Source organism: Microbacterium sp. Mcb102 (assembly GCF_024519805.1).
Lineage (GTDB): Bacteria > Actinomycetota > Actinomycetes > Actinomycetales > Microbacteriaceae > Microbacterium.
This window is the reverse complement of sequence record NZ_JALJRG010000001.1, coordinates 846917-871327: the sequence shown is the minus strand read 5'-3', so window position 1 is coordinate 871327 and position 24411 is coordinate 846917. Positions and strand designations below refer to the sequence as shown.

General features: G+C 67.9%; 19 protein-coding genes. 9 read left to right on the top strand and 10 right to left on the bottom strand.

Features of this window, described 5'->3' with window-relative positions; all coding sequences use genetic code 11:
• Positions 1-93: 93 nt before the first annotated feature.
• Entirely contained in the window at positions 94-2928 is a 2835-nt protein-coding gene (locus tag OC372_RS04210; protein WP_105710030.1) for an aconitate hydratase, read from the top strand.
• A 156-nt stretch (positions 2929-3084) separates the two neighbouring features.
• Positions 3085-5025: a 1-deoxy-D-xylulose-5-phosphate synthase gene (dxs, locus tag OC372_RS04205; protein WP_105710029.1), complete on the top strand. Its 1941-nt coding sequence runs from the start codon at positions 3085-3087 to the stop codon at positions 5023-5025.
• A gap of 39 nt (positions 5026-5064) precedes the next feature.
• Here the strand turns inward: dxs and OC372_RS04200 are convergent, their stop codons facing one another.
• The 3 genes from OC372_RS04200 to OC372_RS04190 form a co-directional block, all read right to left on the bottom strand.
• On the bottom strand, positions 5065-5760 hold the full coding sequence (locus OC372_RS04200; RefSeq protein ID WP_262001006.1) for an SPFH domain-containing protein: 696 nt from the start codon (positions 5758-5760) through the stop codon (positions 5065-5067).
• A 140-nt stretch (positions 5761-5900) separates the two neighbouring features.
• Entirely contained in the window at positions 5901-7301 is a 1401-nt protein-coding gene (locus OC372_RS04195; protein ID WP_262001005.1) for a glycerol-3-phosphate dehydrogenase/oxidase, read from the bottom strand.
• 47 nt (positions 7302-7348) lie between these two features.
• Complete coding sequence (locus tag OC372_RS04190) at positions 7349-7927, bottom strand: TetR/AcrR family transcriptional regulator (RefSeq protein ID WP_262001004.1); 579 nt, start codon at positions 7925-7927, stop codon at positions 7349-7351.
• Positions 7928-8130: 203 nt separating this feature from the next.
• On the opposite strand from OC372_RS04190, the gene OC372_RS04185 reads away from it, so the two are divergent.
• The 3 genes from OC372_RS04185 to OC372_RS04175 are packed head-to-tail and all read left to right on the top strand — an operon-like array spanning position 8131 to position 12092.
• Positions 8131-9570 (top strand): FAD-binding oxidoreductase, encoded by a 1440-nt coding sequence (locus OC372_RS04185; RefSeq protein WP_262001003.1) that lies wholly within the window; start codon positions 8131-8133, stop codon positions 9568-9570.
• 1 nt (position 9571) lies between these two features.
• Positions 9572-10477, top strand: coding sequence for a YegS/Rv2252/BmrU family lipid kinase (locus OC372_RS04180; RefSeq protein ID WP_262001002.1), 906 nt, complete (start codon positions 9572-9574; stop codon positions 10475-10477).
• On the top strand, positions 10470-12092 hold the full coding sequence (locus OC372_RS04175) for an FAD-dependent oxidoreductase (RefSeq protein ID WP_262001001.1): 1623 nt from the start codon (positions 10470-10472) through the stop codon (positions 12090-12092). Before OC372_RS04180 ends, OC372_RS04175 begins: the two co-directional genes overlap by 8 nt.
• A gap of 64 nt (positions 12093-12156) precedes the next feature.
• Here the strand turns inward: OC372_RS04175 and OC372_RS04170 are convergent, their stop codons facing one another.
• From OC372_RS04170 to OC372_RS04155, 4 genes are all read right to left on the bottom strand, one after another.
• Positions 12157-14301, bottom strand: a complete 2145-nt coding sequence (locus OC372_RS04170; protein WP_262001232.1) for a 3-hydroxyacyl-CoA dehydrogenase NAD-binding domain-containing protein — start codon at positions 14299-14301, stop codon at positions 12157-12159.
• A gap of 8 nt (positions 14302-14309) precedes the next feature.
• Positions 14310-15515: a thiolase family protein gene (locus tag OC372_RS04165; protein WP_021200670.1), complete on the bottom strand. Its 1206-nt coding sequence runs from the start codon at positions 15513-15515 to the stop codon at positions 14310-14312.
• A 72-nt stretch (positions 15516-15587) separates the two neighbouring features.
• Entirely contained in the window at positions 15588-16781 is a 1194-nt protein-coding gene (locus OC372_RS04160; RefSeq protein WP_262001000.1) for a ribonuclease D, read from the bottom strand.
• Complete coding sequence (locus OC372_RS04155) at positions 16774-17355, bottom strand: DUF3000 domain-containing protein (RefSeq protein ID WP_262000999.1); 582 nt, start codon at positions 17353-17355, stop codon at positions 16774-16776. Before OC372_RS04155 ends, OC372_RS04160 begins: the two co-directional genes overlap by 8 nt.
• 25 nt (positions 17356-17380) lie before the next feature.
• Between OC372_RS04155 and OC372_RS04150 the strand changes: the two genes are divergently transcribed.
• Positions 17381-18535, top strand: coding sequence for an alpha/beta hydrolase family protein (locus OC372_RS04150; RefSeq protein ID WP_105710022.1), 1155 nt, complete (start codon positions 17381-17383; stop codon positions 18533-18535).
• Here the strand turns inward: OC372_RS04150 and OC372_RS04145 are convergent.
• Both OC372_RS04145 and OC372_RS04140 read right to left on the bottom strand, forming a co-directional pair.
• Positions 18519-18950: a SufE family protein gene (locus OC372_RS04145; RefSeq protein WP_029263280.1), complete on the bottom strand. Its 432-nt coding sequence runs from the start codon at positions 18948-18950 to the stop codon at positions 18519-18521. The two genes, OC372_RS04150 and OC372_RS04145, sit on opposite strands and share 17 nt — an antisense overlap.
• Positions 18951-18969: 19 nt before the next feature.
• Positions 18970-19863, bottom strand: a complete 894-nt coding sequence (locus OC372_RS04140; protein WP_262000998.1) for a sulfurtransferase — start codon at positions 19861-19863, stop codon at positions 18970-18972.
• Between the two features lie 145 nt (positions 19864-20008).
• On the opposite strand from OC372_RS04140, the gene zapE reads away from it, so the two are divergent.
• From zapE to OC372_RS04125, 3 genes are all read left to right on the top strand, one after another.
• The gene (zapE, locus tag OC372_RS04135) at positions 20009-21046 is read left to right on the top strand and encodes a cell division protein ZapE (RefSeq protein WP_029263282.1); all 1038 of its coding nucleotides are present in this window, start codon (positions 20009-20011) and stop codon (positions 21044-21046) included.
• Positions 21047-21180: 134 nt separating this feature from the next.
• Positions 21181-22419 (top strand): ammonium transporter, encoded by a 1239-nt coding sequence (locus tag OC372_RS04130; protein WP_029263283.1) that lies wholly within the window; start codon positions 21181-21183, stop codon positions 22417-22419.
• A 20-nt stretch (positions 22420-22439) separates the two neighbouring features.
• Positions 22440-23021, top strand: coding sequence for a type II toxin-antitoxin system PemK/MazF family toxin (locus OC372_RS04125; protein ID WP_262000997.1), 582 nt, complete (start codon positions 22440-22442; stop codon positions 23019-23021).
• Here the strand turns inward: OC372_RS04125 and OC372_RS04120 are convergent.
• The gene (locus tag OC372_RS04120) at positions 22987-24144 is read right to left on the bottom strand and encodes a DUF1611 domain-containing protein (protein WP_029263285.1); all 1158 of its coding nucleotides are present in this window, start codon (positions 24142-24144) and stop codon (positions 22987-22989) included. The genes OC372_RS04125 and OC372_RS04120 overlap by 35 nt on opposite strands.
• Positions 24145-24411: the final 267 nt, after the last annotated feature.

Below are 24411 nucleotides of genomic sequence, written 5' to 3'. Positions count from 1 at the left end.
ACTGGTTAGGTCCGCCTTGCTAGCCGCAGGGGCTCGCTGGCGAGCAAGATGGAGGCGCCTGTCGCTCCCATCCGAATAGAAGGAGACGGATTCGTGTCCACGGTGAACAGCTTCGGTGCCAAGAGCACCCTGACAGTCGGCAGCACCGACTATGAGATCTTCCGCATCGACACGGTGCCCGGTTTCGAGAAGCTCCCCTTCAGTCTCAAGGTCCTCCTGGAGAACCTGCTTCGCACCGAGGACGGTGCGAATGTGACGAAGGCGCAGATCGAGGCGCTGGGTTCGTGGGATGCCGCGGCAGAGCCCAATACCGAGATCCAGTTCACGCCCGCGCGCGTGGTCATGCAGGACTTCACCGGTGTGCCCTGCATCGTCGACCTGGCCACGATGCGCGAGGCCGTGACGGCCCTCGGCGGTGACGCGAACAAGATCAACCCGCTCTCGCCCGCCGAGATGGTCATCGACCACTCCGTCATCGCCGACCTGTTCGGCTCGGAGAACGCCCTCGAGCGCAACGTCGAGATCGAGTACGAGCGCAACGGCGAGCGCTACCAGTTCCTGCGCTGGGGCCAGACGGCCTTCAGCGACTTCAAGGTCGTCCCGCCCGGAACCGGCATCGTCCACCAGGTGAACATCGAGCACCTGGCCAAGGTCATCTACGACCGCGATGTCGACGGCGTGCTCCGCGCATACCCCGACACCTGCGTCGGCACCGACTCGCACACCACCATGGTCAACGGCCTGGGCGTGCTGGGCTGGGGTGTCGGCGGCATCGAGGCCGAGGCGGCCATGCTCGGCCAGCCCGTGTCGATGCTGATCCCGCGTGTCGTCGGTTTCAAGCTCTCCGGCGAGATCCCCGCCGGCGTGACCGCGACCGACGTCGTGCTCACGATCACCGACCAGCTGCGCAAGCACGGCGTGGTCGGCAAGTTCGTCGAGTTCTACGGTGAGGGCGTCGCCTCTGTGCCGCTCGCGAACCGCGCCACCATCGGAAACATGTCCCCCGAGTTCGGCTCCACGGCGGCGATCTTCCCGATCGATGACGTGACCCTCGAGTACCTGCGCCTGACCGGCCGCAGCGAAGAGGCCGTCGCGCTGGTCGAGGCGTACGCCAAGGAGCAGAAGCTCTGGCACGACGCGAGCGTCGAGCCGACCTTCAGCGAGTACCTCGAGCTCGACCTCGGCACCGTCGTGCCGTCGATCGCCGGCCCGAAGCGCCCGCAGGACCGTATCCTCCTCTCCGAGGCGAAGGCCCAGTTCGAGCACGACATCCTGGGCTACACGACGGCGTCGACCTCCGACGACATCGTCGACCTGGAGTCGAAGCACTCCTTCCCGGCATCCGACCCGGGCTCTGTCCCCGGCGAAGAGGAGCCGACCACGCGTCCGGTGCACATCAACAGCGGCGCTCCGGCGAACGCCTCGAAGCCCGTGCCGGTCACGACGCCGTCGGGGGAGAAGTACATCCTCGACAACGGCGCCGTCACGCTCGCCGCCATCACCTCGTGCACCAACACGTCGAACCCGTCGGTGATGATCGCCGCCGGTCTCGTCGCACGCAAGGCGCTGGAGAAGGGCCTGAAGCAGAAGCCGTGGGTCAAGACCACGCTCGGCCCCGGCTCGAAGGTCGTCACCGACTACTACGAGAAGTCCGGCCTGGACAAGGACCTCGAGGGCCTCGGCTTCTACACGGTCGGCTACGGCTGCACGATCTGCATCGGCAACTCCGGTCCTCTGATCGAAGAGGTGTCGGAGGCGATCAACTCCCACGACCTCGCCGTCACGGCTGTCCTCTCGGGCAACCGCAACTTCGAGGGGCGCATCAGCCCCGACGTGAAGATGAACTACCTCGCCAGCCCGCCGCTGGTCATCGCCTACGCGCTGGCCGGGTCGATGCACTTCGACTTCGAGAACGACGCGCTCGGCAAGGGCACCGACGGTGAAGACGTCTTCCTCAAGGACATCTGGCCGACTCCGGCCGAGGTGCAGGAACTCGTCGACTCCTCGATCTCGCGCGAGCAGTTCATCAAGCAGTACGCGACGGTCTTCGACGGCGACGAGCGCTGGCGCAGCCTGCCCACGCCGGATGACGCGATCTTCCAGTGGGACGAGAACTCGACCTACGTCCGCAAGGCGCCGTACTTCGAGGGCATGACGATGGAGCTCACCCCGGTGAAGGACATCGAGGGCGCACGTGTCATGGCGACTCTGGGTGACTCGGTCACCACCGACCACATCTCGCCCGCCGGAAACATCAAGGCCGGCACGCCGGCGGCCCAGTACCTCACGGAGCACGGCGTCGATCGCAAGGACTTCAACTCCTTCGGTTCGCGTCGCGGCAACCACGAGGTCATGATCCGCGGAACCTTCGCGAACATCCGTTTGAAGAACGCGATGGTCGCGGCCGTCAACGACGGACAGGTCGTCGAGGGTGGCTTCACGCGTGACTTCACGCAGCCGGGCGGCCCGCAGTCGTACATCTACGACGCGAGCATGAACTATCAGGAGCAGGGCACGCCCCTCGTCATCTTCGGTGGCAAGGAGTACGGCTCCGGTTCGTCGCGCGACTGGGCGGCCAAGGGAACGAGCCTGCTGGGCGTCAAGGCGGTCATCACCGAGAGCTTCGAGCGCATCCACCGCTCGAACCTGATCGGCATGGGCGTCGTCCCGCTGCAGTTCCCCGCCGGCGAAAGCTGGGAGTCGCTGGGCCTCGACGGCACCGAGATCGTCTCGATCACGGGGCTGGAAGAGCTCAACAACGGTGTCACGCCCAAGACGGTCAAGGTCACGGCCACCCCGAGCGAGAACTCGCCCGAAGGCAAGCAGCCGGTCGAGTTCGACGCGGTCGTCCGCATCGACACACCCGGTGAGGCGGACTACTACCGCAACGGCGGCATCCTGCAGTACGTGCTGCGTTCGCTGGTCTGATCGCACAGACGAAGGGACTCCGATCCATGGATCGGAGTCCCTTCGTCATGTCAAGGGGGGCGGCGCTCACCGGGTTCTCCCCACCTGGCGCGGTAGGATCGACGGGCGTCCGCACCCTCGTCGGGCGCTTCTGGCGAAGCCTGTGAGGAGGCGCAGATGCCCATTCTTCCGAGCATCTCAGGACCCCGTGATCTGGACGCGCTATCGACCGTTCAACTGGAGGAGCTCGCCTCCGAGATCCGCACATTCCTGGTCGAGAACGTCTCGCAGACCGGCGGTCACCTCGGCCCGAACCTGGGCGTCGTCGAACTGACGATCGCCCTGCACCGGGTCTTCTCGTCTCCGGACGATCCGTTCATCTTCGACACGGGGCACCAGTCCTACGTGCACAAGCTCCTCACGGGTCGCCAGGACTTCTCCGGCCTACGCGTGCGGGGAGGCCTCGCCGGCTACCCGCAGCGCAGCGAGAGCGCGCACGATGTCGTGGAGTCGTCGCATGCCTCGAGCTCGCTGAGCTGGGCGGACGGGATCTCCCGCGCACTCACCGCCACTGGTCGCGCGGATCGACATGTCGTCGCCGTCGTCGGGGACGGGGCCCTCACCGGCGGAATGACGTGGGAGGCGTTGAACAACATCTCCGATGACAACGACCGGAACCTCGTGATCGTCGTCAACGACAACGGTCGCTCATACGCGCCCACCATCGGCGGGATGTCGCGGTACCTGAACCGCGTGCGCACTGCAGCGGCATACAAGGATCTGCACCAGCGCTCCGACCGCCTGTTCCGTGCGTTCGGTCCCGTGGGCCGGGCGGTGTTCCGCGGGGTTCGCGGCGGAACCCACGGCTTCCTCTCCCGCTTCACCAACAATGAGGCGCTCTACTCCAACCTCGACATCAAGTACCTCGGTCCCATCGACGGACACGATCTCCCCGCCCTGCTCGAGACGCTCGAGCTGGCGAAGTCGTACGGCGCCCCGGTCATCGTGCACACGATCACCGAGAAGGGACGCGGGTACCAGCCCGCCCGAGACGACGAGGCCGACCAGTTCCATGCGGTGGGGAAGATCGACCCCGCGACGGGTGAGACGCTGTCTTCCGGCGGTCGCGGCTGGACCGACGTGTTCTCGGACGCCCTCGTCTCGGTGGGGGAGCAGCGCAGCGATGTCATCGCGATGACGGCCGCCATGCTGCGACCGACGGGCCTCGCCCCGTTCGCCGAGCGGTTCCCCGATCGCGTGTACGACGTCGGGATCGCCGAGCAGCACGCGGTGGCTTCCGCCGCTGGGCTGGCGTACGGCGGACTGCACCCCGTCGTCGCGCTCTACGCCACGTTCATGGGCAGGGCCTTCGATCAGGTGCTGATGGATGTCGCACTGCACCGTGCGGGCGTGACCTTCGTGCTCGACCGTGCCGGCGTGACCGGCCCCGACGGTCCGAGCCACCATGGGATGTGGGATCTCGCCATGCTGCAGATCGTCCCGCACATCCGCATCGCCGCTCCCAGGGACGGCGCGCGTCTGACCGAAGCGCTGAGCGAGGCCGTTCAGGTCGACGACGCGCCGACGGTCATCCGGTTCCCGAAGGGTGAGGTCGCCGCCGACCTTCCCGCCATCGAGCGCTTGAAAGACGGTGTGGACGTGCTCGCCCGGGGGGAGTCGGAGGACGTGCTGATCGTCGCCATCGGCCCGTTCGCCGAACTCGCGCTCGACGTCGCAGAGCGTCTTCGGGCGCAGGGCATCGGGGCCACCGTGATCGATCCGCGCTGGGCGATCCCGGTGCAACCGTCCGTCATCGAGATGGCGGCCCACCACCGACTCGTCATCACGCTCGAGGACGGTATCCGCGTCGGCGGTATCGGCACGCGGGTGCGTCAGGTCCTGCGTGAGGCCGGCATCGACACGGCGGTGGACGAGCTCGGCCTGCCCGACGAGTTCATCGATCACGCCTCTCGGGACCAGATCCTCGCGGATGCGGGACTCACGGCGCCGAAGATCGCCCAGGACATCGTGTCGCAGGTGCTCGGTACCAGGATCCCGAAGGCGCGGGATGCGGGCGAGACGGGGACGATCGACCTGCCCCTCCACGAACGCCACTGATGCGCTGAAGGACCCGCCGGTCCGAATCGAGGGGGAGCGTCAGTTCAGGGCGTGCAGTGCGGCGACGGCCTGCGCGCCGCGATCCACGTCGCGGAGCGCCGTCGACATCAGGTATCCGTCGGTCAACGCGTCGCCGGTGACCATCACGCGCACGAGCTCCACCCCGCAGGCGCGACGGATCTCCTCGGCGCTGGCTGCGATCACGCGCGCGTTGATCTCGTCGTTGTGCGGCAGCTCCGTGCCGTCGAGGCCCCGGATCACGTCTCGCAGGGCAGCCCCGACGATGTTCGAGGCGCGCTCCTTGACGTTCACGACGTCGAGCTCGAACACCCGGAGATCGCGTCCCGTCGGTATCGGGCGCCATTCGAACGACGCGTGCACGCGATGCTGGTGTCCGCTCGCACCGCCCATCTCGCGGACGGGCAGGTCGGTCGCCCGGCAGCGCACATCGATGAGTCGATACCAGTAGAACAGGGGGAAAGCGCCATGTGAGCCGGGGTCGAGGACGACGACCTCCCCGACAGCCCCGCCGCGAGCGGTCGGACGGCGCTGCGGACGGTTGCGGATGATGGGCTTGCCGTTTCGGGTCCGGATCGCGGCCCAGCCTTCATCGACCGTGACGACGAAGAGCTTGAGGAGCGCGGGAAGGACCAGGAGCAGGGTGAGAACCGCTGTGCCGGTCTTCAGGAGCCCTGACATCCCCTTGCCGCCCAGCATCGTGAAGAGCATGTCCATGACACCACTGTGCCGGGTCGCGGCGTGCCGGCGCGCCATCGGGCGCCAGGGTTCGGGGGAGTTCATGCGCTGTTCGCCACGCGTTCTCCGGGTCGCTGTGCGGTGGATACGCGGCGGCTCGGAGCCGCCCGGGGACAGGCTCAGATGAGGTCGGCCACGGTACGGGCGACGACGGCCTCGACCCCGGCATGACAGCGTGCGCGATCGGCGTCCACGAGGCCGACCCGCGTGCGGCGGTCGAGGACATCGTCGACGGTCATCGCCCCCTCGACCCGCACGGCGAACTCGACCTCGGCGGTGGTCAGCCCCGTCGCGTCGTCGAGCGGCTCTCCGGAGTCGGGCACCACGCGATCGACGAGCCGCACCGACGCCGTCCGACTCGGTGCCGCCTGGAGGCCGCGGGTCCGGGAGACGAGATCGACGGCATCCTCGGCCATACGTCGATAGGTCGTCAGTTTTCCGCCGAGCACGGTGACGAAGCCTGAAGCGGATGTCGTCACCAGGTGCCTGCGCGAGACGTCGGCGGTGGAGGCCGTGCGGCTGTCGACCAGCGGCCGCAAACCCGCGAACGCGCCACGCACCCGATCACGTCCGACCGGTGCCGTGACCACGCGGTTGAGGCTTCTCAGCAGGAAGTCGATCTCCGGCTCGGTCGGTTGAGCGACTCGGGGCACGGCACCGGGAGAGTCTTCGTCGGTGAGCCCGACGATCACGCGGCCGTACGCCTGCGGCAGCGCGAAGACGTAGCGGCTGATCGAGCCCTCGTGCGGAATCGTGAGTGCCGTCGACGAGATCCCGAGGTCGGCGGCATCGAGCACGATATGGGTTCCCCGGCTCGGACGCACGCCGATCGCCTCGTCGAGCGCACCGGCCCAGACACCCGTCGCGTTGACGACGGCACGGGCGCGGATCTCGAACCGCTCGCCCGTGATGGCTTCTTCGACGGCGGCACCGTCTCCGTGCAGGGTCATGGCTCGAACCCGCGTGAGTATGCGGGCGCCGAGGGCCGCGGCCGTGCGGGCCACGGTCGCCACGAGGCGCGCGTCGTCGACCAGCTGACCGTCGTAGGACAGCATTCCCCCGCGCAGACCATGACGATCGAGAGCGGGCACGAGCCGGCGGGCCGTGCGTGCCGTCACGAGGGTAGGGGCAGGCAGCACCGAGCGGGGTGTGCGTGCCCGCATCCGGAGCAGATCGCCCATTCCCATGCCGACGGCTCCCGCGGTGCGCTGCCGGAACGTCACGTCGCGGGAGAAGGGCAGGAGCTGCCCGAGCGGGCGGATCAGATGCGGGGCGATCGTGGTCATGAGGAGATGGCGCTCGTGTGCGCTTTCCCTCGCAGTCGCGACGTCACCCGTGGCGAGATAGCGCAGGCCGCCGTGCACGAGCTTCGAGCTGAAACGGCTGGTCCCGAAGGCAAGGTCCTCGGCTTCGATCAGTGTCACGCTGAGGCCGCGGGATGCCGCGTCGAGTGCGGCTCCCACGCCCGTGATCCCGCCTCCGACGACGAGCACGTCGACCTGCTCATCGGCCGCGTGCATGAGATCGATCCTCCGTCGCGCGACATTGAGCGCGGATGAATGCCCGGTCATGGGCGGAGCAGTCCGTCGAGTGCGGCTCGTAGCTCACGTTCCCACGCGTCTTCCGAGATGAGGTCGGCCACTGTTGCGTGGGAGAGGACGGCGGACTGCGCGATCAGCAACAGCATGACCGCGATCTCCTGCGGTGCGCCCTGTCTCACCGAGCCCTCGGTCTGTGCGGCGTCGATGGCGGTGGCGAGCCATCCGAGGATCAGGCGCTGGCTGGATCCGACCCGCTGCAGGGTGTACCGCGTGAAGGCTTCGGGCTCGTCGGCGAGCAGACGCCTGTAGAGGGTGTCGTTCCGGAACAGCGTCGTGAAACGCAGCACGTCGTCGACGAGAGCGGTCCTCGTACGCGCATCGGCCGAGAAGGTCCGGAGTATGCCGTCGACCCGGCGCAGCAGAGCTGCTCTGACGACATCGTCGGCATCGCTCCAGTTGCGATAGATGGTCGGACGGCTGAGATCGGCGCGCCGGGCGAGCTCGGCGATCGTGACGCCGTGCACGCCCCGGCGCTCGATCAGCGCGTCGGCGGCATCGAGGATCCTCGTCTGCGTCGCGTCCCACAAAGGTTGACGTTCTTCCATGATGTGTCACACTGTAACGCATGGGCCAAGACAATGGCAGGGTCGATGCGGACCCGTCGATGAGATGGAACGGTTGGGGCGATCCGGCCAAGGCTAAAGAACTTCCCCTGCCGGTGCGCGCACTGCTGCCGATACTGCTGGGACGCGTACGCAGACCTGCAGCGGCCGTCGAAATCGAGGACGTGCGGTTGGCGCCATCACGGTTGACCGCTGAGGACCACGCCGCACTGTCCGCAGCTGTCGGCCCCGCGCACGTCGACGTCACGACAGAGGCACGGATCCGTCATGCCGGTGGGCGTTCGACGCCGGACCTCCTCCGTCGCCGTGAGCCCGATCAAGACGCCCCGGATGCGGTGGTTCGTCCCGCCCATCACGACGAGGTCCGGGCGTGTCTCGACGTCGCGGTCGCGCGGGGGATCGCGGTCATCCCGTTCGGCGGCGGTACGAGCGTTGTCGGCGCACTCGACCCGGAGCGGGGAGCGCATCATGCGGTCGTGAGCCTCGACCTCCGGCGTCTCAGTGGTCTCGTGAGGCTCGACGAGGTCAGTGGCGAGGCCGTGCTCGCTGCGGGGACGACGGGGCCGGAGGCGGAAGCGCTGCTGTCCGCGCACGGGCTCGAACTCGGACACTTCCCGCAGAGCTTCCGCTACGCGACAATCGGAGGCTTCGCCGCCGCACGCTCGTCGGGACAGAACTCGGCGGGGAACGGCCGCTTCGACACCATGGTGACCGGCATCAGAGTGGCGACCCCGACCGGCGACATCGAGCTCGGACGATCGCCGGGTTCCGCCGCCGGGCCCGACCTGATCCGGGTGTTCCTCGGGTCGGAGGGCATCTTCGGTGTCATCACCGAGGTGCGGGTGCGGGTGCATCCGATCCCGCGCGAGCGCGTGTTCGAGTCGTGGTCGTTCCCCGACTTCACCAGCGGGGTCGAGGGTCTGCGGCGAGTGGCGCAGCAGGGCAACGGCCCCATGGTCATCCGGCTGTCCGATGAGGCGGAGACGGCAGTGAGCCTCGCCCAGGTCGGCAAGATCGGGAAGGTCCTCGCGAAGGGCGCCAGCGTCGTCACCGTGTACGAGGGCGAGGGGATCGATGAACGCCGGACCCGTGTCAGCGCGCACCTCGCTGCCGCCGGTGGCATCTCGTCGGGGACGGGCCCGGCGGAGGATTGGCTGAAAGGCCGGTTCGATGGTCCCTACCTGCGGGATTCACTGCTCGACGCCGGGGTCTTCTGCGAGACGCTGGAGACCGCGACGACCTGGACGAATCTGCAGACGCTGCGGTCAGCCGTCGAGACGGCGCTCAAAGGCGGCTTCTCCGCGGCCGGGGCGAAATCGTATGTCATGTGCCACGTGTCGCACATCTACCCGACGGGAGCGTCGCTCTACTTCACGGTGCTCGCCGGCGTCCGGGCCGATCCGCTCGGGGCGTGGGAACCCGTCAAGGCGCGCGTCAGCGACGCGATCATCGCCGCCGGCGGCACGATCAGCCATCACCACGCGGTCGGTCGGGATCACGCCCCCTGGCTGAGTCAGGAGATCGGTGAGACCGGTATGCGCATCCTCTCGGCGATCAAACGCGAGCTCGACCCGGCGGGCATCCTGAACCCCGGCGCCGTGATCCCCCTCGATCGGAACGACTGACGTGGCCGCGCACATCGCGGTGCTCGCGAATCCGTTCTCCGGCAAGGGCCGGGGCGGGAGAGCAGCCGACGCCGCCGTCCTGCACCTCCGAGATCGCGGTGCCGAGGTGCGTGCCTACGCGGGCGCGTCCGCGGCCGATACCGCCCGGCTCGCCGTCGCAGCTCTGGTGGACGATCCGCGTGCACTGGTGGTGGTCGGCGGCGACGGCACGCTGTCGGGCATTCTCGACACGGTGTGCGCGTCAGCCGTCCCGGTGGTCCTTATTCCGGCCGGCACGGGGAACGACCTCGCACGTGCTCTCGGACTGCCGCGAAACGATGCTGCTGCCGCCGCGGAGCTCGCACTCAGGGGCGTGCCGCGACGGATAGACGTCGGTGAGGTCACGACGACAGGTGGAAGACGGAAGTTCCTCACGATCGCGGCGTTGGGATTCGATGCGAAGGTCAGCGACCGCACCAACCGGCTCCGTTGGCCTCACGGTGCACCGCGCTACTACCTCGCGCTGCTGATCGAACTCGTGCGTCTGCGACCGATGGACTTCACACTCGCCGTCGACGGCGAAAAGCCCACGCGATCGTCGGGCACGCTCATCGCCGTCGGCAGCACATCGAGCTACGGTGGCGGGATGCCGATCTGCGCGGGCGCAGTGCCGGACGACGGGCTGCTCGACATCGTGCACGTCGCTCCGCTCGGCCGACTGCGGTTGCTGCGGCTCTTTCCGCTGCTGCTGCGGGGGACGCATCTGAGTCGACCGGAGGTCGTCCATCGCCGAGCACGCACCGTGACGGTCGCGGCGCCCGGCCTCGTGGTCTACGCCGACGGTGAGCGGATCGGTGAAGATGAATGCACGATCGCGGTGCTGCCCGGAGCGCTGACGATGCTGGTCCCGGGGGAGAGCGATGGCTGACTTCGACGAGGACGTCGTGATCGTCGGCTCCGGGTTCGGCGGGTCCGTCGCCGCGCTGCGACTGACGGAGAAGGGGTACCGGGTGCGCGTCTACGAGGCCGGCCGCCGCTTCGAGGACGAGGACTTCGCGAAGACGAGCTGGAATCTGCGTCGCTACCTGTGGGCGCCGATGCTCGGATGCTTCGGCGTGCAGCGCATCCATCGCCTTCCCCACGTGATGATCCTGGCGGGTGCGGGCGTGGGCGGCGGGTCGCTCAACTACGCCAACACGCTCTATCAGCCGGGCCCCGCCTTCTTCCAGGACGTGCAGTGGCGGGGTATCGCTGAGTGGGAGTCGGAACTGTCGCCGCACTACGTCACAGCGAAGCGGATGCTCGGCGTCGTGGAGCACTACCCGCACACCGGACCTGTCGAGCGGATCATGGCCGGGGCTGCCGAGGATCTGGGGGTCGGCTCGACTTTCCGGCATGCCCCCGTCGGGGTGTGGTTCGGGAAGCCGGGGGAGCGTGCGCCCGATCCGTTCTTCGACGGCCAGGGACCGGACCGCACCGGCTGCACACTCTGCGGCAACTGCATGGTGGGCTGCCGCGTGGGCGCGAAGAACACGCTGATGAAGAACTACCTCGCTCTCGCGGAGCGTCGAGGCGTCGCGATCGAGGCGCTGCGCACGGTGACCGAGGTGCGTGAACTCCCCGGCGGCGGTTTCGCGGTCACGACGCAGCAGAGCGGTGCCTGGTTCCGTCGCGCGCGCCGGACGGTGACGGCAGAGCAGGTCGTGTTCGCCGGCGGAACCTGGGGCACGCAACAGCTGCTGCACCGGATGAAGGCGTCGGGCGCGCTGCCACACCTCTCCGATGCCCTGGGGCGTCTCACCCGTACCAACTCGGAAGCACTCGACGGTGCGGTGGCGACGAGGGTTCCCGAATCCCTGCAGCTCGCGCGAGGCATCGCGATCACCACCTCGTTCCACGTCGATGAGCGCACCCACGTCGAGAACGTCCGCTACGGCCCGGGTTCGAACCTGATGGGTGCGCTGGCGACCGTACTCGTCCCCGGCGATCGTCGCCTCGGCGTGCGTCTGCGCAGCCTCATGACACAGGTGCTCCGCTCTCCGGTACGGCAGTTCCGTCTCGGGAACCTCAGACGGTGGAGCGAGCGCGGAATCATCGCGCTCGTGATGCAGACGGCGGACAACTCTCTGACCCTGTCCCTGCGCAGGCGCTTCGGTCGACTCGTGATGACCAGCGCACAGGGACACGGCGAGCCGAATCCGAGCTACCTCCCTCAAGCGCACAGCGCCGCTGCGGCGATTGCGGCCCGGGTCGAGCAGGAGGGGGGAGAGCCGGCGGAGGCACGCGGATCCTGGCCGGAGGTCTTCGGCATCCCGCTCACCGCGCATTTCCTCGGCGGTGCGGTGATCTCTGCTGCGCCCGAAGACGGCGTGGTCGATCCCTATCACCGCGTCTGGGGGTATCCGGGGTTGCACGTGGTCGACGGTTCGGCTGTGCCGGCGAACCCCGGCGTGAACCCCTCGCTCACGATCACCGCTCTGGCCGAACGGGCTCTGTCGTACTGGCCGCGTCGCGGCGAAGCGGATACCCGCCCGTCGCCGTAGGCGGCTGCCTCCGGAGACGACGAAGGGGCCGCATCTCCCGATGCGGCCCCTTCGGGGATGATGATCAGCGGTGCTCGACGCCCCGGATCTGCGGCGTGTGGAACGAGCCGCCGAAGGCCCGCTCGGAAGCACCTTCGCGGTCGAGATGCGGCGACGCACCACCGTCGATGAACGGCCAGCCGGCACCGAGGATCAGGCAGAGGTCGATGTCTTCGACCTCGGGCACCACACCCTCGTCGAGCATCAGCTTGATCTCCTGTGCGAGGCCGTCCTGCACGCGCTGCAGGATCGTCGCCGCGGAAGCGGGAGACTTGCCCACGGCGGGCTTCAGCACCTTCTCGGCCTCCTTGGTCCAGCCGATGACGCGCCCGCCCTTGTCCTTCTCCACGACCGCGTCGAGCTCGGCGAGAGCGTGGAAGTTCTCGTTCGCGTAGAACCGGTCGGGGAACGCCTGCACCATCGTGTCCTGGACGTGAGCGGCCACCTTCCAGCCGACCAGGTCGATCAGCTGGAACGGACCCATCGGGAGCCCGAGCGGACCGAAGGCCTTCTCGACATCCGCGATCGGAGTGCCTTCGTAGACCGCACGAGCGGCCTCGCCCATCACCTTGGCGAGAAGGCGGTTCACGACGAACCCGGGCGCATCAGCGGTGAGGACCGCGTTCTTGCCCAGGTTCTTCGCCACGACGAACGCCGTCGACAGCGCCGCCTCCGACGTGGTCGGCGTCTTCACGATCTCAATCAGCGGCATCACCGCGACGGGGTTGAAGAAGTGGAAGCCGACCAGACGCTCGGGGTGTGCGAGCTTCGAGCCGATCTCCTCGACCGACAGCGACGAGGTGTTGGTCGCGAGGATGGCATCTTCGGCGATGATCTGCTCGATCTCCCCGAACACCTGCTGCTTGACGCCGACCTCTTCGAACACGGCCTCGATCACGAAGTCGCAGTCCGCGTAGAGGCTCTTGTCGGTGGTGCCGGTGACGAGGGCGCGCAGCTTGTTGGCGGAGTCGGAGTCCAGACGACCCTTGGCCTCGAGTTTGCCGATCTCCTCGTGGATGTAGGCGACGCCCTTGTCGACGCGCGCCTGGTCCAGGTCGGTTATGAGCACGGGCACCTGGAGCTTGCGCACGAAGAGCAGCGCGAACTGGCTCGCCATGAGGCCGGCGCCGATGATGCCGACCTTGGTGACCTTCTTCGCGAGCTGCTTGTCGGGAGCGCCGACGGGTCGCTTCGCCCGCTTCTGCACCAGATCGAAGGCGTACATCGACGCGGCGAACTGGTCGCCCGTCACGAGTTCGGCGAGAGCCTCGTCCTCACGGGCGAAGCCCTCGGCCTGGGTGCCGCTCTTCGCCTTGTCGAGCAGTTCGAGCGCGGCATAGGGCGACTTGGGCACGGTGCCGATCTTCGACTCGAGCATGCCGCGCGCCATCTTGATGGCGATCGGCCACTTGGTGAGGCGCTCGATCTTGCCGGGCTCGTTCTTGCGCTCGACCTTCTTGCCGCCGAGGACCGCATCCGCCCACGACAACGAGTTCTCGAGGTAGTTGGCCGCGGGGAAGATCGCATCGAAGATGCCCAGATCGAACGCCTGCTGCGGCTTCAACATGCGGTTCTGCTTGAGCGGGTTCGAGATGACGACCTCGAGGGCGTTCTCGATGCCGATCAGGTTCGGCAGCAGGTAGGCGCCACCCCAGCCGGGGATGATGCCGAGGAAGACCTCGGGGAGTGCGACGGCCGCGGCGGAGGAATCGACCGTGCGGTAGCTGGAGTTCAGCGCGATCTCCAGGCCGCCGCCCAGGGCGAGGCCGTTCACGAAGGCGAACGACGGCACCCCGAGGTCACCGAGCTTGCCGAGCACCTTGTGGCCGAGCTGCGCGATGAGGCGCGCGTTGTCGCGCGATCCCACCTTGCTGATGTCGGACAGATCGGCGCCGGCCGCGAGGATGTACTGCTTGCCGGTGATGCCGACGGCCTGGATCTCGCCGTTCGCCGCACGTGCCTTGAGACCGTCCAGGGTCTCGCCCAGCTGCGTGAGAGTGGCCGGCCCCAGCGTGTTCGGGCGCGTGTGGTCCCGACCGTTGTCGAGCGTGATCAGGGCTAGTACCTTGCCCGAGGCCAGTCGGATGTCGCGCACAGGCGACTGCGTGATGACCTCGCCCTCGGTGAGCGCCTGGATGGGGGAGAAGTCGATGTCGTCGTAGTTCGTCACGTTCGCGCTCACTTCTTCTTCTTGCCGTCGTAGTGCGGGTTCTCCCAGATGACCGAACCGCCCTGGCCGAGGCCGACGCACATCGCGGTCAGACCGTAGCGGACGTCGGGGCGCTCGGCGAACTGCGCCGCGAGCTGGATCATGAGACGCACACCGGATGCCGCGAGCGGGTGCCCGAGCGCGATCGCGCCGCCCCACTGGTTCACGCGGGGATCGTCGTCGGCGATGCCGAAGTGGTCGAGCAGCGAGATCACCTGGATGGCGAACGCCTCGTTCAGCTCGAACAGGCCGATGTCGGCGATCGTCAGACCGGCCTTCTTGAGGGCCTTCTCGGTCGACGGGATCGGGCCGATGCCCATGATCTCCGGCTGCACACCGGCGAAGGCGAACGAGACCATCCGCATCTTCGGCGCGAGTCCGAACTCCTTCACCGCGCCGCCGCCGGCGAGCAGCGACATCGTCGCGCCGTCGGTGAGCGGGGAGGAGGTGCCCGCGGTGACGCGCCCGTGCGGACGGAACGGCGTCTTCAGCGCCGCGAGGTCCTCCATGGTGGTCTGCGGGCGACGACCCTCGTCCTCGGTGGCAAGACCCCAGGCGCCGTCGGCACCCTTGGTGGCCACGGACACGAGGTCGGGCTGGATCTTGCCGGCATCGTAGGCGGCCTGCACCTTGTGCTGGCTGAGCATGCCGAACCGGTCGGACCGCTCCTTGGTGAGGTGCGGGAAACGGTCGAAGATGCGCTCGGCGGTGACACCCATGTTGAGCGCGCCGGGATCGACCATCTTCTCCGCGACGAAGCGCGGGTTCGGGTCGGCGTTGCCCCCGATCGGGTGATGACCCATGTGCTCGACACCGCCGGCGAGGGCGAAGTCGTACATGCCGACGCCGATCGAGGCGCCCATCGTGGTGACGCTGGTCATCGCGCCGGCGCACATGCGCTCGACGGCGAGTCCGGGGACGGTCTGCGGCAGCCCCGCGAGGATCGCCACCGAGCGACCGAGGGTCAACCCCTGGTCGCCGGTCTGGCTCGTCGCGGCGATCGCCACATCGTCGATGCGGTCGGCCGGGACGGCAGCGTTGCGCTCCATCAGGCCGATGGTCGCCTTCACGGCGAGGTCATCCGCGCGGGTGTTCCAGTACATGCCCTTTTCGCCGGCGCGCCCGAAAGGGGTGCGTACTCCATCGACGAAGAAGACGTCCGAGATCTCGGCCACTCTGCCTCCAAGTTAGTGCGTGGCCTCAGTCTATGAAGCGCGCGAAACAGGGAGGAATCGGTTGGATCGAACCTACGAAGCGTCCGCCGGGGTGGTGTCGGGCGATTGCGCCGCCTCTACAAAGGCGTCCGCGATCTTCTGTGCAGTCTGTGCAATCTGCCAGGGGCGCGCTCCGAGGGTCGCGAGTGCTGCGGAGATCTCTTCCGGAGTCTCACCGGGAAGATCCCACGCGACGCGACGCAGGTACTCGGGCGTGAGCAGGTTCTCGGTGGGCATCCCCAGTTCTTCGGCAACCGCTTCGACGACCGGACGCGCGGCCTTCAGGCGGGCATCGGCTTCCGGATTCCGGTCCGCCCAGGCACGCGGGGGCGGAAGGGTGTCACTCGGCACGCGCTCGCGGGGCAGATCCTCCGATGCGCGGCCGTCGACGATCGCCTGCCACCAGCGGTCGAGCTGGCTGCGGCTGGCGCGGCCCTGGAACTCCTTGACTCCGGCGAGCGCCTGCTTCGACGTCGGATTCGCCATGACAGCCGCGACCAGCGAGCGGTCGGGCACGAGCCTGCCGGGAGAGACGTCCTGAGCCTGCGCGTAGGCCTCTCGGGCCTGCCAGAGGGAGCGGGCCACGGCGAGATTGCGGGAGCCGCGCACCTGGTGCAGTCCACTGAGTCGACGCCACGGATCCTCGCGCGGCGGCTTCGGAGCCCGGGCGAGGGTCGCGGCGAACTCCTCGGCGGCGAAAGCGGTCTTGCCCTGCTCCTCGAGCTCCTGGACGAGGACGTCTCGGACATCGATCAGGTGGAGCACGTCGAGAGCCGCGTACTCGAGCCACGAGTCCGGCAGCGGACGCGTCGACCAGTCGGATGCCGAATGCTCCTTCTTGAGGACGATGCCCAACGTGTCCTCGACGACCGCGCCGAGTCCGACGCGCTCATGGCCGAGCAGTCGGGAGGCCAGCTCGGTGTCGAAGATCACCGGCGGCTCGAGGTGCAGCTCGCGCAGCGACGGCAGGTCCTGGCTCGCGGCGTGGAGCACCCACTCGACGTCGCCGATCGCCTCCTGGAGCGGGGCGAAGTCGCCGATCGCCGGCGGGTCGAAGAGGAAGACGCCCGCATCGCGGCGGAAGACCTGCACGAGGTAGGCCCGCTGCGAGTAGCGGAAACCGGACGCACGCTCGACGTCCACGGCGACGGGGCCGGTGCCGGCGGCGAGCACGGCGCAAGCCGCGCGGAACTCCTCGGCATCCGAGATCACGGAGTATTCAGTCACGTACAGCCTTTCGCGCGCCGATCACGGCGATGCCCTCGGAGCCGGGCGGAAGCCCCGCCAGCATTCCGACCAGCTCGGCCCATGCTTCGACGTGCGGTCGGAACGGGCCCTCCGGAGTCCAGGACGCCCGTAATTCTATCTGGGCACCGTCGCCTTCGACGGCGAGCCCTCCGAAACCCTTCGACAGAGTCTTCGTCGAGGTGCCCGATGCCGAGTGATAGACGGCATCGCGCGAGTCGAGTGCATCGACCAGCCAGGACCACGTCACGTCGGCCAGAAGAGGGTCGGTGCCGATCTCGGTCTCGAGCGGCGCCTGCGCGAAGATGACGATGCGCCAGGATCCTCCCCACGCGCCCGGCTCGTCGGGATCGTGCAGCAGCACGAATCGGCCGGTGCCGTAAACGGACTCCCCGTGGTCCTCCGGCCGGACGTGCGCGGCGAGCGCGAGGGCGAACGGAGCGAGGCCCTGGGGGGTGGCGATCTCGCGCACCGTGATGTCATCGCGGAACGTGGTCTCGCGCAGCTCAGCCACAGCGCTGTCGAAGGGTGTCCCGGCTTCGGGGTGTGCGGTCACGGCAACAGGCTAGAGTCAGGAAGCGATGAAGAGTCTCAGGCACGCCGTTACGCTCCTTGTCCCTGCCCTGCTCGCCTTCGGAGCGGCGTTCGCATTTCTCGTGTTCGCCGTCGCCCGGCGGGTGGTCACGCCCATGCGCCGCCCGACGGACACCGAGATCCTGGCCGTCGACACGGGAGCCCAGACGATCGAGCTGGAGCGCACCCTCGATACCGAGCTGCCCGGCCGGTACGGACTCTTCACCACCGGCACCTATGGCTACGTCAAACTCGGCGCCGTGCTCAGTGCCGACGGCAAGAGTGTGCGCCGCAAGCTGCTCACGCAGATCGAGCCGGGTTCCCGGGTGGACCGCGCAGCCTCGTTCAGCGGGTACTACTACTCGTCGCCCAGTGAGCTTCATCTGCGCTGGGAGAACGTACTGATCGGTTCTCCTGCGGGCCCCTGCCCCGCGTGGTACTTCCCTGCGTCGTCATCGACCTGGGTGATCCAGGTGCACGGGCGCGGTGCCACGCGTGCGGAGTGCCTGCGGGCCGTGCCGGTGCTGCACGCGGCCGGTCTGCCCAACCTCGTGGTGTCGTACCGCAATGACGGCGAGGCGCCCCGCACCCGGGCCGGCGCCTACGCGCTGGGCGCATCGGAATGGCGGGATGTCGATGCCGCGATCGCCTACGCGCTCCGACACGGCGCGGAGCGCGTGATCCTGATGGGGTGGTCGATGGGCGGCGCCGTTTCGCTGCAGGCCGCAGTCACCTCCGGGCATCGCGACCGCATCGCGGGGATCATCCTCGAGTCCCCTGTCGTCGACTGGCGGACTGTGCTGCGCTTCCAAGCTCGGATGGCCGGAGTGCGCGCACCGTTGCCGGCCCTCGCGATGGGCGCCCTGCAATCTCCGCTCACCGCACGCCTGAGCGGAGCCGATGAGCCGATCCTGTTCGACCGGCTGGACATGGTCGCCCGCGCCGATGAGTTGACCGCACCGATCCTCATCCTGCACAGCGACGACGACGGCTTCGTTCCCGCCGACTCCTCGCACGCGCTGCAGGAGGCACGCCCCGACCTCGTCACGATGCCGAGGTTCACCGTCGCGCGGCACACCAAGCTCTGGAACTACGACGAGACCGGGTGGAGCACGGCGATCACCGACTGGCTGGATGCACAGGGGCTCAGCGCTTCTGAATGACCTGGTTCTTCGCGCGCATGAGCATTCCCGTCATGCCGCCGATCCGCAACGGGGAGACCGCCTTGGTCAGACCGATCGACTGCGGGTAGTCGTTCGGGATCGCCAGCACCTCGTCGGCGGTGAGTCCGGTGAGGCCCTGCACCAGGATGCTCGCGAAACCGCGCGTGGTCGGAGCCTCCGGCGGAGCCGTGGCGTGCATCGTGACGATGTCGTCGTCCACCTCCACGTGGATGTACACGGGGGACTGGCACTCCGCGACCCGCTCGTACATCTCGGGGTGCGCGGCGACCTCGTCGGACACGTCGGGGAGCTCGTCCGAGTATTCGAGCAGCAGCAGGAGCCGATCGGACTCCGGGGTCTCCAGGAAACCGTCTCGGATCTCGGCCAGTGCCTCAGGAACTTCGCTCGCGCTCATCCCTGTCATTGTCCCACGTTCAGATGGATCCCGGCTCGGCGCCGGTGACGATCGGCACCCGAACGGCGCTGCCCCACTCCGTCCAGGAACCGTCGTAGTTGCGCACGTTCTCGAAGCCGAGCAGGTGCTTGAGCACGAACCAGGTGTGGCTCGAGCGCTCACCGATGCGGCAGTATGCGACGACGTCATCGCCGTCGTTGAGACCGGCGCCCTCGCGGTAGATGGCGTCGAGCTCGGCGCGGCTGCGGAATCCGCCGTCCTCGGCCACGGCCTTCGCCCACGGCACGCTCTGCGCCGTGGGGATGTGACCGGCGCGCAGCGCCCCCTCCTCGGGGTAGGCGGGAGCCGTGGTGCGCTCTCCGCTGTATTCCTCGGGCGAGCGCACATCGATCAGCGGGTTGCCGATGTGCGCGAGCACATCCTCCTTGTAGGCGCGGATGACGGAGTCGTCGCGCTCCGCGACGGGGTACTCGGTCGCCGGGCGGTTCGCGGGCTCGCGGGTCAGCTCGCGACCCTCGGCGATCCAGCGGTCGCGGCCGCCGTCGAGCAGACGGACGTCTTCGTGGCCGAAGAGTGAGAAGACCCACAGGGCGTACGCAGCCCACCAGTTGTTCTTGTCGCCGTAGATGACGACGGTGTCGTTACGCGAGATGCCCTTGCGGCTCAGCAGCGCGGCGAAGCCTTCGCCGTCGACGTAGTCCCGCACGATGGGATCGTTGAGCTCCGTGTGCCAGTCGACCTTCACCGCGCCGGGGATGTGGCCGGTCTCGTACAGCAGCACGTCCTCATCGGACTCGACCACCACGAGCCCCGGCGTTCCCAGCCGTTCGGCGAGCCACTGGGTGGTGACGAGTCGGCCGGGCTCGGCGTACTCGGCGAACTTGGGGGAGGAGGAATCGAACTCGATGGCCATGGGGTCTCCGAAGCGTTGAGCGGACGAGGGTGCGGGTGCAGACGGCGTAGTGTTGATCCGTCCCTTCGACGATAGATCCCCGCCGAGCACCCTGCGCCCGATTCGTAAGACTTCGACACAGGCGAGCACCCGATTCAGGACTGTGATGACCGACCCGACCAGCCGCACCGGAATCGTGCACCTCACCGATCGTCAGCCGACGGTCACCGGACCGGAGATGCTCGCGAGCCTGGTGCCGCCGCCCCAGTTCGACACGGCGACGTTCGACAGCTACCGGGCCGATGCCGCCTATCCGTCCCAGGAGGAGGCCAAGGAGACGCTGATGCGTTTCTCCGGTCGGGGAGCCCCGGTCAAGCGCGGCGGATTCTTCAGCCGCGCGAAGAAGGAACCCGAGCTCAAGCCGGGCGTCTACCTGGACGGCGGTTTCGGAGTCGGCAAGACCCACCTGCTCGCATCCATCTATCACGCGATGCCGGCACGTCGGAAATACTTCGGCTCGTTCATCGAGTACACCGCACTGGTCGGGGCGCTCGGCTACAAGAACACGGTCGACCTGCTCAAGGGCGCCGACCTCCTCTGCATCGACGAGTTCGAGCTCGACGATCCGGGCGACACGATGGTGATGACCCGGCTGATCGGCGAACTCGTGCCGACGGGGACGCGCCTCGCCGCCACCTCCAACACCCCGCCGAACGCCCTCGGTGAGGGCCGCTTCGCGGCGCAGGACTTCCTCCGCGAGATCCACGCCATGTCCGACAGCTTCCAGACGCTGCGCATCGATGGGGTCGACTTCCGTCAGCGCGCGCTCGACGGTCACGCCGTGGTGCTCGATGACGACGCCTATGAGGCCGCATCGGCCGCGGCCGGTCAGGGGAGCGCCGCGTCGGACGACCGGTTCGACGACCTGATCCGCCACCTGGCCCAGGTGCACCCGTCGCGCTACATCCGACTCATCGAGGGGCTCGGCCAGGTCGGGTTGCGCGGCGTGCGTCAACTCACGGACCAGTCCGAGGCTCTGCGGTTCGTCGCTTTCGTGGACCGCGTATACGACGCCCAGATACCGATCATCGCGACCGGCCTGGGACTCGACTCGGTGTTCTCCGACGAGATGCTCGCCGGCGGATACCGCAAGAAGTACCTGCGAGCGGTCTCTCGGCTCAACGCCCTGACGCATTCTGCGTAACCCCTAAGGCCCGCGTAACGCGATGTTCACACCCGGGGCAGCCCTGTAACAGCGGGGAAACAAACCTCACGCATGCGCGAAACGGCGCGTCGTCACACTGAAGCTCTCAATTACTTCGGATGTGAGGTTTTCCTATGGATGCTCCCGGCAACATCTCGTGGGCGATCACCGCGACAGCGCTGGTCCTGCTCATGACGCCCGGCGTCGCCTTCTTCTACGGCGGTCTCGTCAAGGCGAAGAGCGTCGTCAGCATGATGATGATGAGCTTCGGCTCGATCGGTCTTGTCGCCGTGCTGTGGATTCTCTTCGGCTTCTCGATGAGCGCCGTCGACAGCCCGACCGCCTTCGCCGGCAACCCGTTCGCCGACTTCGGGCTCTCCAGCCTGGCGTCCGGTGAGGGATCGAATGTCGCCCTCCTCGGCGTCGCCTACGGTGCGACCTTCGCGATCATCACCGTCGCGCTGATCTCCGGCGCGATCGCGGACCGCGCCAAGTTCGGCAGCTGGCTGATCTTCGCCGGAATCTTCGCCACGGTCGGCTACTTCCCGGTCGCCGCGTGGGTCTGGGGTGGCGGTTGGATCATGAACCTCGGCACCACGCTCTTCGGGGAGGACAGCGGCATCGGCGTGATCGACTACGCCGGTGGTACCGCGGTGCACATCAACGCGGGTGCGGCCGCCCTCGCCCTTGCGCTGGTCCTGGGCAAGCGCATCGGCTTCCAGAAGGGCATCCTCAAGCCGCACAACGTGCCGCTGACGCTGCTCGGCGCCGCACTGCTGTGGTTCGGCTGGTTCGGATTCAACGCCGGTGCAGAGTGGCTGGCGGAGGACATGGGCGGCGTCGGACTCATCGGCCTGAACACCCTCGGTGCCACGGCTGCAGCGATCCTCGGCTGGATCCTGGTGGAGAAGATCAAGGACGGCAAGCCCACGTCGGTCGGCGCTGCTTCCGGTGCGGTCGCGGGTCTCGTCGCCATCACCCCGGCGTGTGCCAACCTGACGCCCGGCTGGGCACTGCTGCTCGGCGCCCTCGCCGGTGTGGTCTGTGCCCTCGCGATCGAACTGAAGTTCCGTCTCGGCTTCGACGACTCGCTCGACGTGGTCGGCATCCACCTCGTCGGCGGACTCATCGGCACCCTGTACCTCGGCTTCTTCGCCAGCGAGACCGGCCTGTTCGTCGGTGGCGACGCCCGTCAGCTCGCGGTGCAGGTCATCGCGGCGCTCGGTGTCCTGATCTACTCCTTCGTGGTCGCCTTCATCATCGGCTTCGCGATCGAGAAGACGATCGGATTCCGTGTCACGAACGAGGACGAGATCGCCGGTGTCGACCAGGTCGTGCACGGCGAGGAGGGCTACGCACTCGCCGACGCATGATCTGCGGTTAGGGTGACCGTGTGAGCAAGACCAACGGCATCCTGACAGCACTCGTGGACATCCTGCTCAAGGCAGTGGGGTCCGGCCGGGCGTCTCGGACGACAGATCCGAGACGCCCGGACGCGCGTCTGCGCACAGCGCAGGAGCGAACCGGCGCCGCGACCTCGTCGGGGCCGGCGCAGGAGCGTGGCACCGCGACCGTGCGCATCGATCCCAGCCGGATCCGCGACCTCCAGGTCGCGTATTCACCCCAGCGGGACGGAGCTCCGGATGCGGGCGAGATCGTCTGGACCTGGGTCCCGTACGAGGAGAACGACGGACGCGGCAAAGATCGCCCCGTTCTCGTGATCGGACGCGAATCGGCGGACCGCGTGTATGCCGTGCGCATGACGAGCAAGCCGCATGACCGCGATCGCGACTACCTGTCGATCGGCACGGGGGCGTGGGATTCGCAGGGGCGTGAGTCGTGGGTCGACGTGGAGCAGTTGTACAGCGTGCACGAGCGAGGACTGCGGCGGGAGGCCGCCGTCCTCGACAGGCGCCGTTACGACCGGGTCGGAGCCGCTCTCACGCGGCTGTACGGGTGGTCTGTCGCGGGGTGAGAGCGGGGAATGCCTGGAGGACCATCTCGACGAGCTCGGACAGCGGTCGAGTCAGGGGGTCTGTCGCCGGGAGGCCCGTGTCGAGCTCGATCTCGTCGATCGCTCCGGCCAGCTGATCCGCGGAGAGGTTCTCGTGGTTCACGGTCACCCCGATCACGCGGGTGTCGGCGAAGGCCTCGATCAGAGCGATCTCGCTCGTGACGGTCGGCATCGCGACCATCGGGAAGTCGCCCAGGACCGTGCGACCAGGTGCATGCTGCACGATCACTGCCTCGGGCTGGCTGCCGCGGAGGATGTGCGCCGAAGTGATGTAGGCCGGGTGGCTGAGCGCGCCCTGGCCTTCGACGATGATCACGTCGGGGTGCTCGCCCTCGTACGCGGCGACCACCTGATTCTCGACCTCGCCCGAGCAGAACTGCGGGACGAGTGCGTCGAGCGCGACGCCGTAGCGACCGCCCTGGATGATCGTGGTCTGTCCGGTGCCGACCATGACGGCATGGATGCCGCGCTCATTGAGCGCACGGACGAGGATCGTGGCCGTCGTGCGCTTGCCGATCGCACCGTCGGTGCCGAGGATCGTGATGCGTGGGCAGGTCACATCGAAGATGCGGCCGGAGAAGAGGTGGAGGTCCTTCTTCTCCTTCGGCCGACGGATGTCGGTGATGGTCACCCCCGCGAGCAGGGCGGCCGCCACGAACTCCGCATCGTCCGTGAGGAACTCGTGCAGACCGTTGATGATATGCATGCCGCGGGCGATGCCGTCCAGCAGAACCGTGCGCTGGTCGGCTGAGAGCAATCCGTCGGCCGGAGCGACTCCACAGATCAGGTAGTCGGGGACGTGACCGGCGTGCGCGATCGCCGTGGGCAGCCCGCCGAGGATCGGGATGCCGTTCGCGGTGCCGTCCAACAGCATCCCGGCGTCCGCACCGGCATGTGTGCTGTCGATGACGCTGAGGATCTCGTACTTCTCGGAGTGACGGACCAGGCCGTTCGCGGTCTTGCCGTCCTGCTCGCCGAACTGGCCTTCGCAGTACACGATCGCCGTGGTGCCGACGGGGAGAGCGGCAGGCTCCGCCCACGCGTGCGCAGGGTCGATGGAAGAGGGAACTGACGGGGTGGGCATGACGCTCCTCGGTCTCACACAGAGGAGGCGACGGAGAACGAAATGACCCAGAAGGCCCGTTGGTCGACGAGAAGTCTTCCCTGATGCCGGCAAGATACCGGCACGCTCACCGTAGCAGTGCTCGCTGGGACCGGGCCGTGTATACGAAGGCACCTATCCCCGGCTCGCGAACAGGCGGGATCGGCTCGCACCGCGAGGTGATGCAATCCGATCCCTCACGGGCTTCGAACCAGTGATGAGTCGCATCCAGCGGCGACATACAAGGAG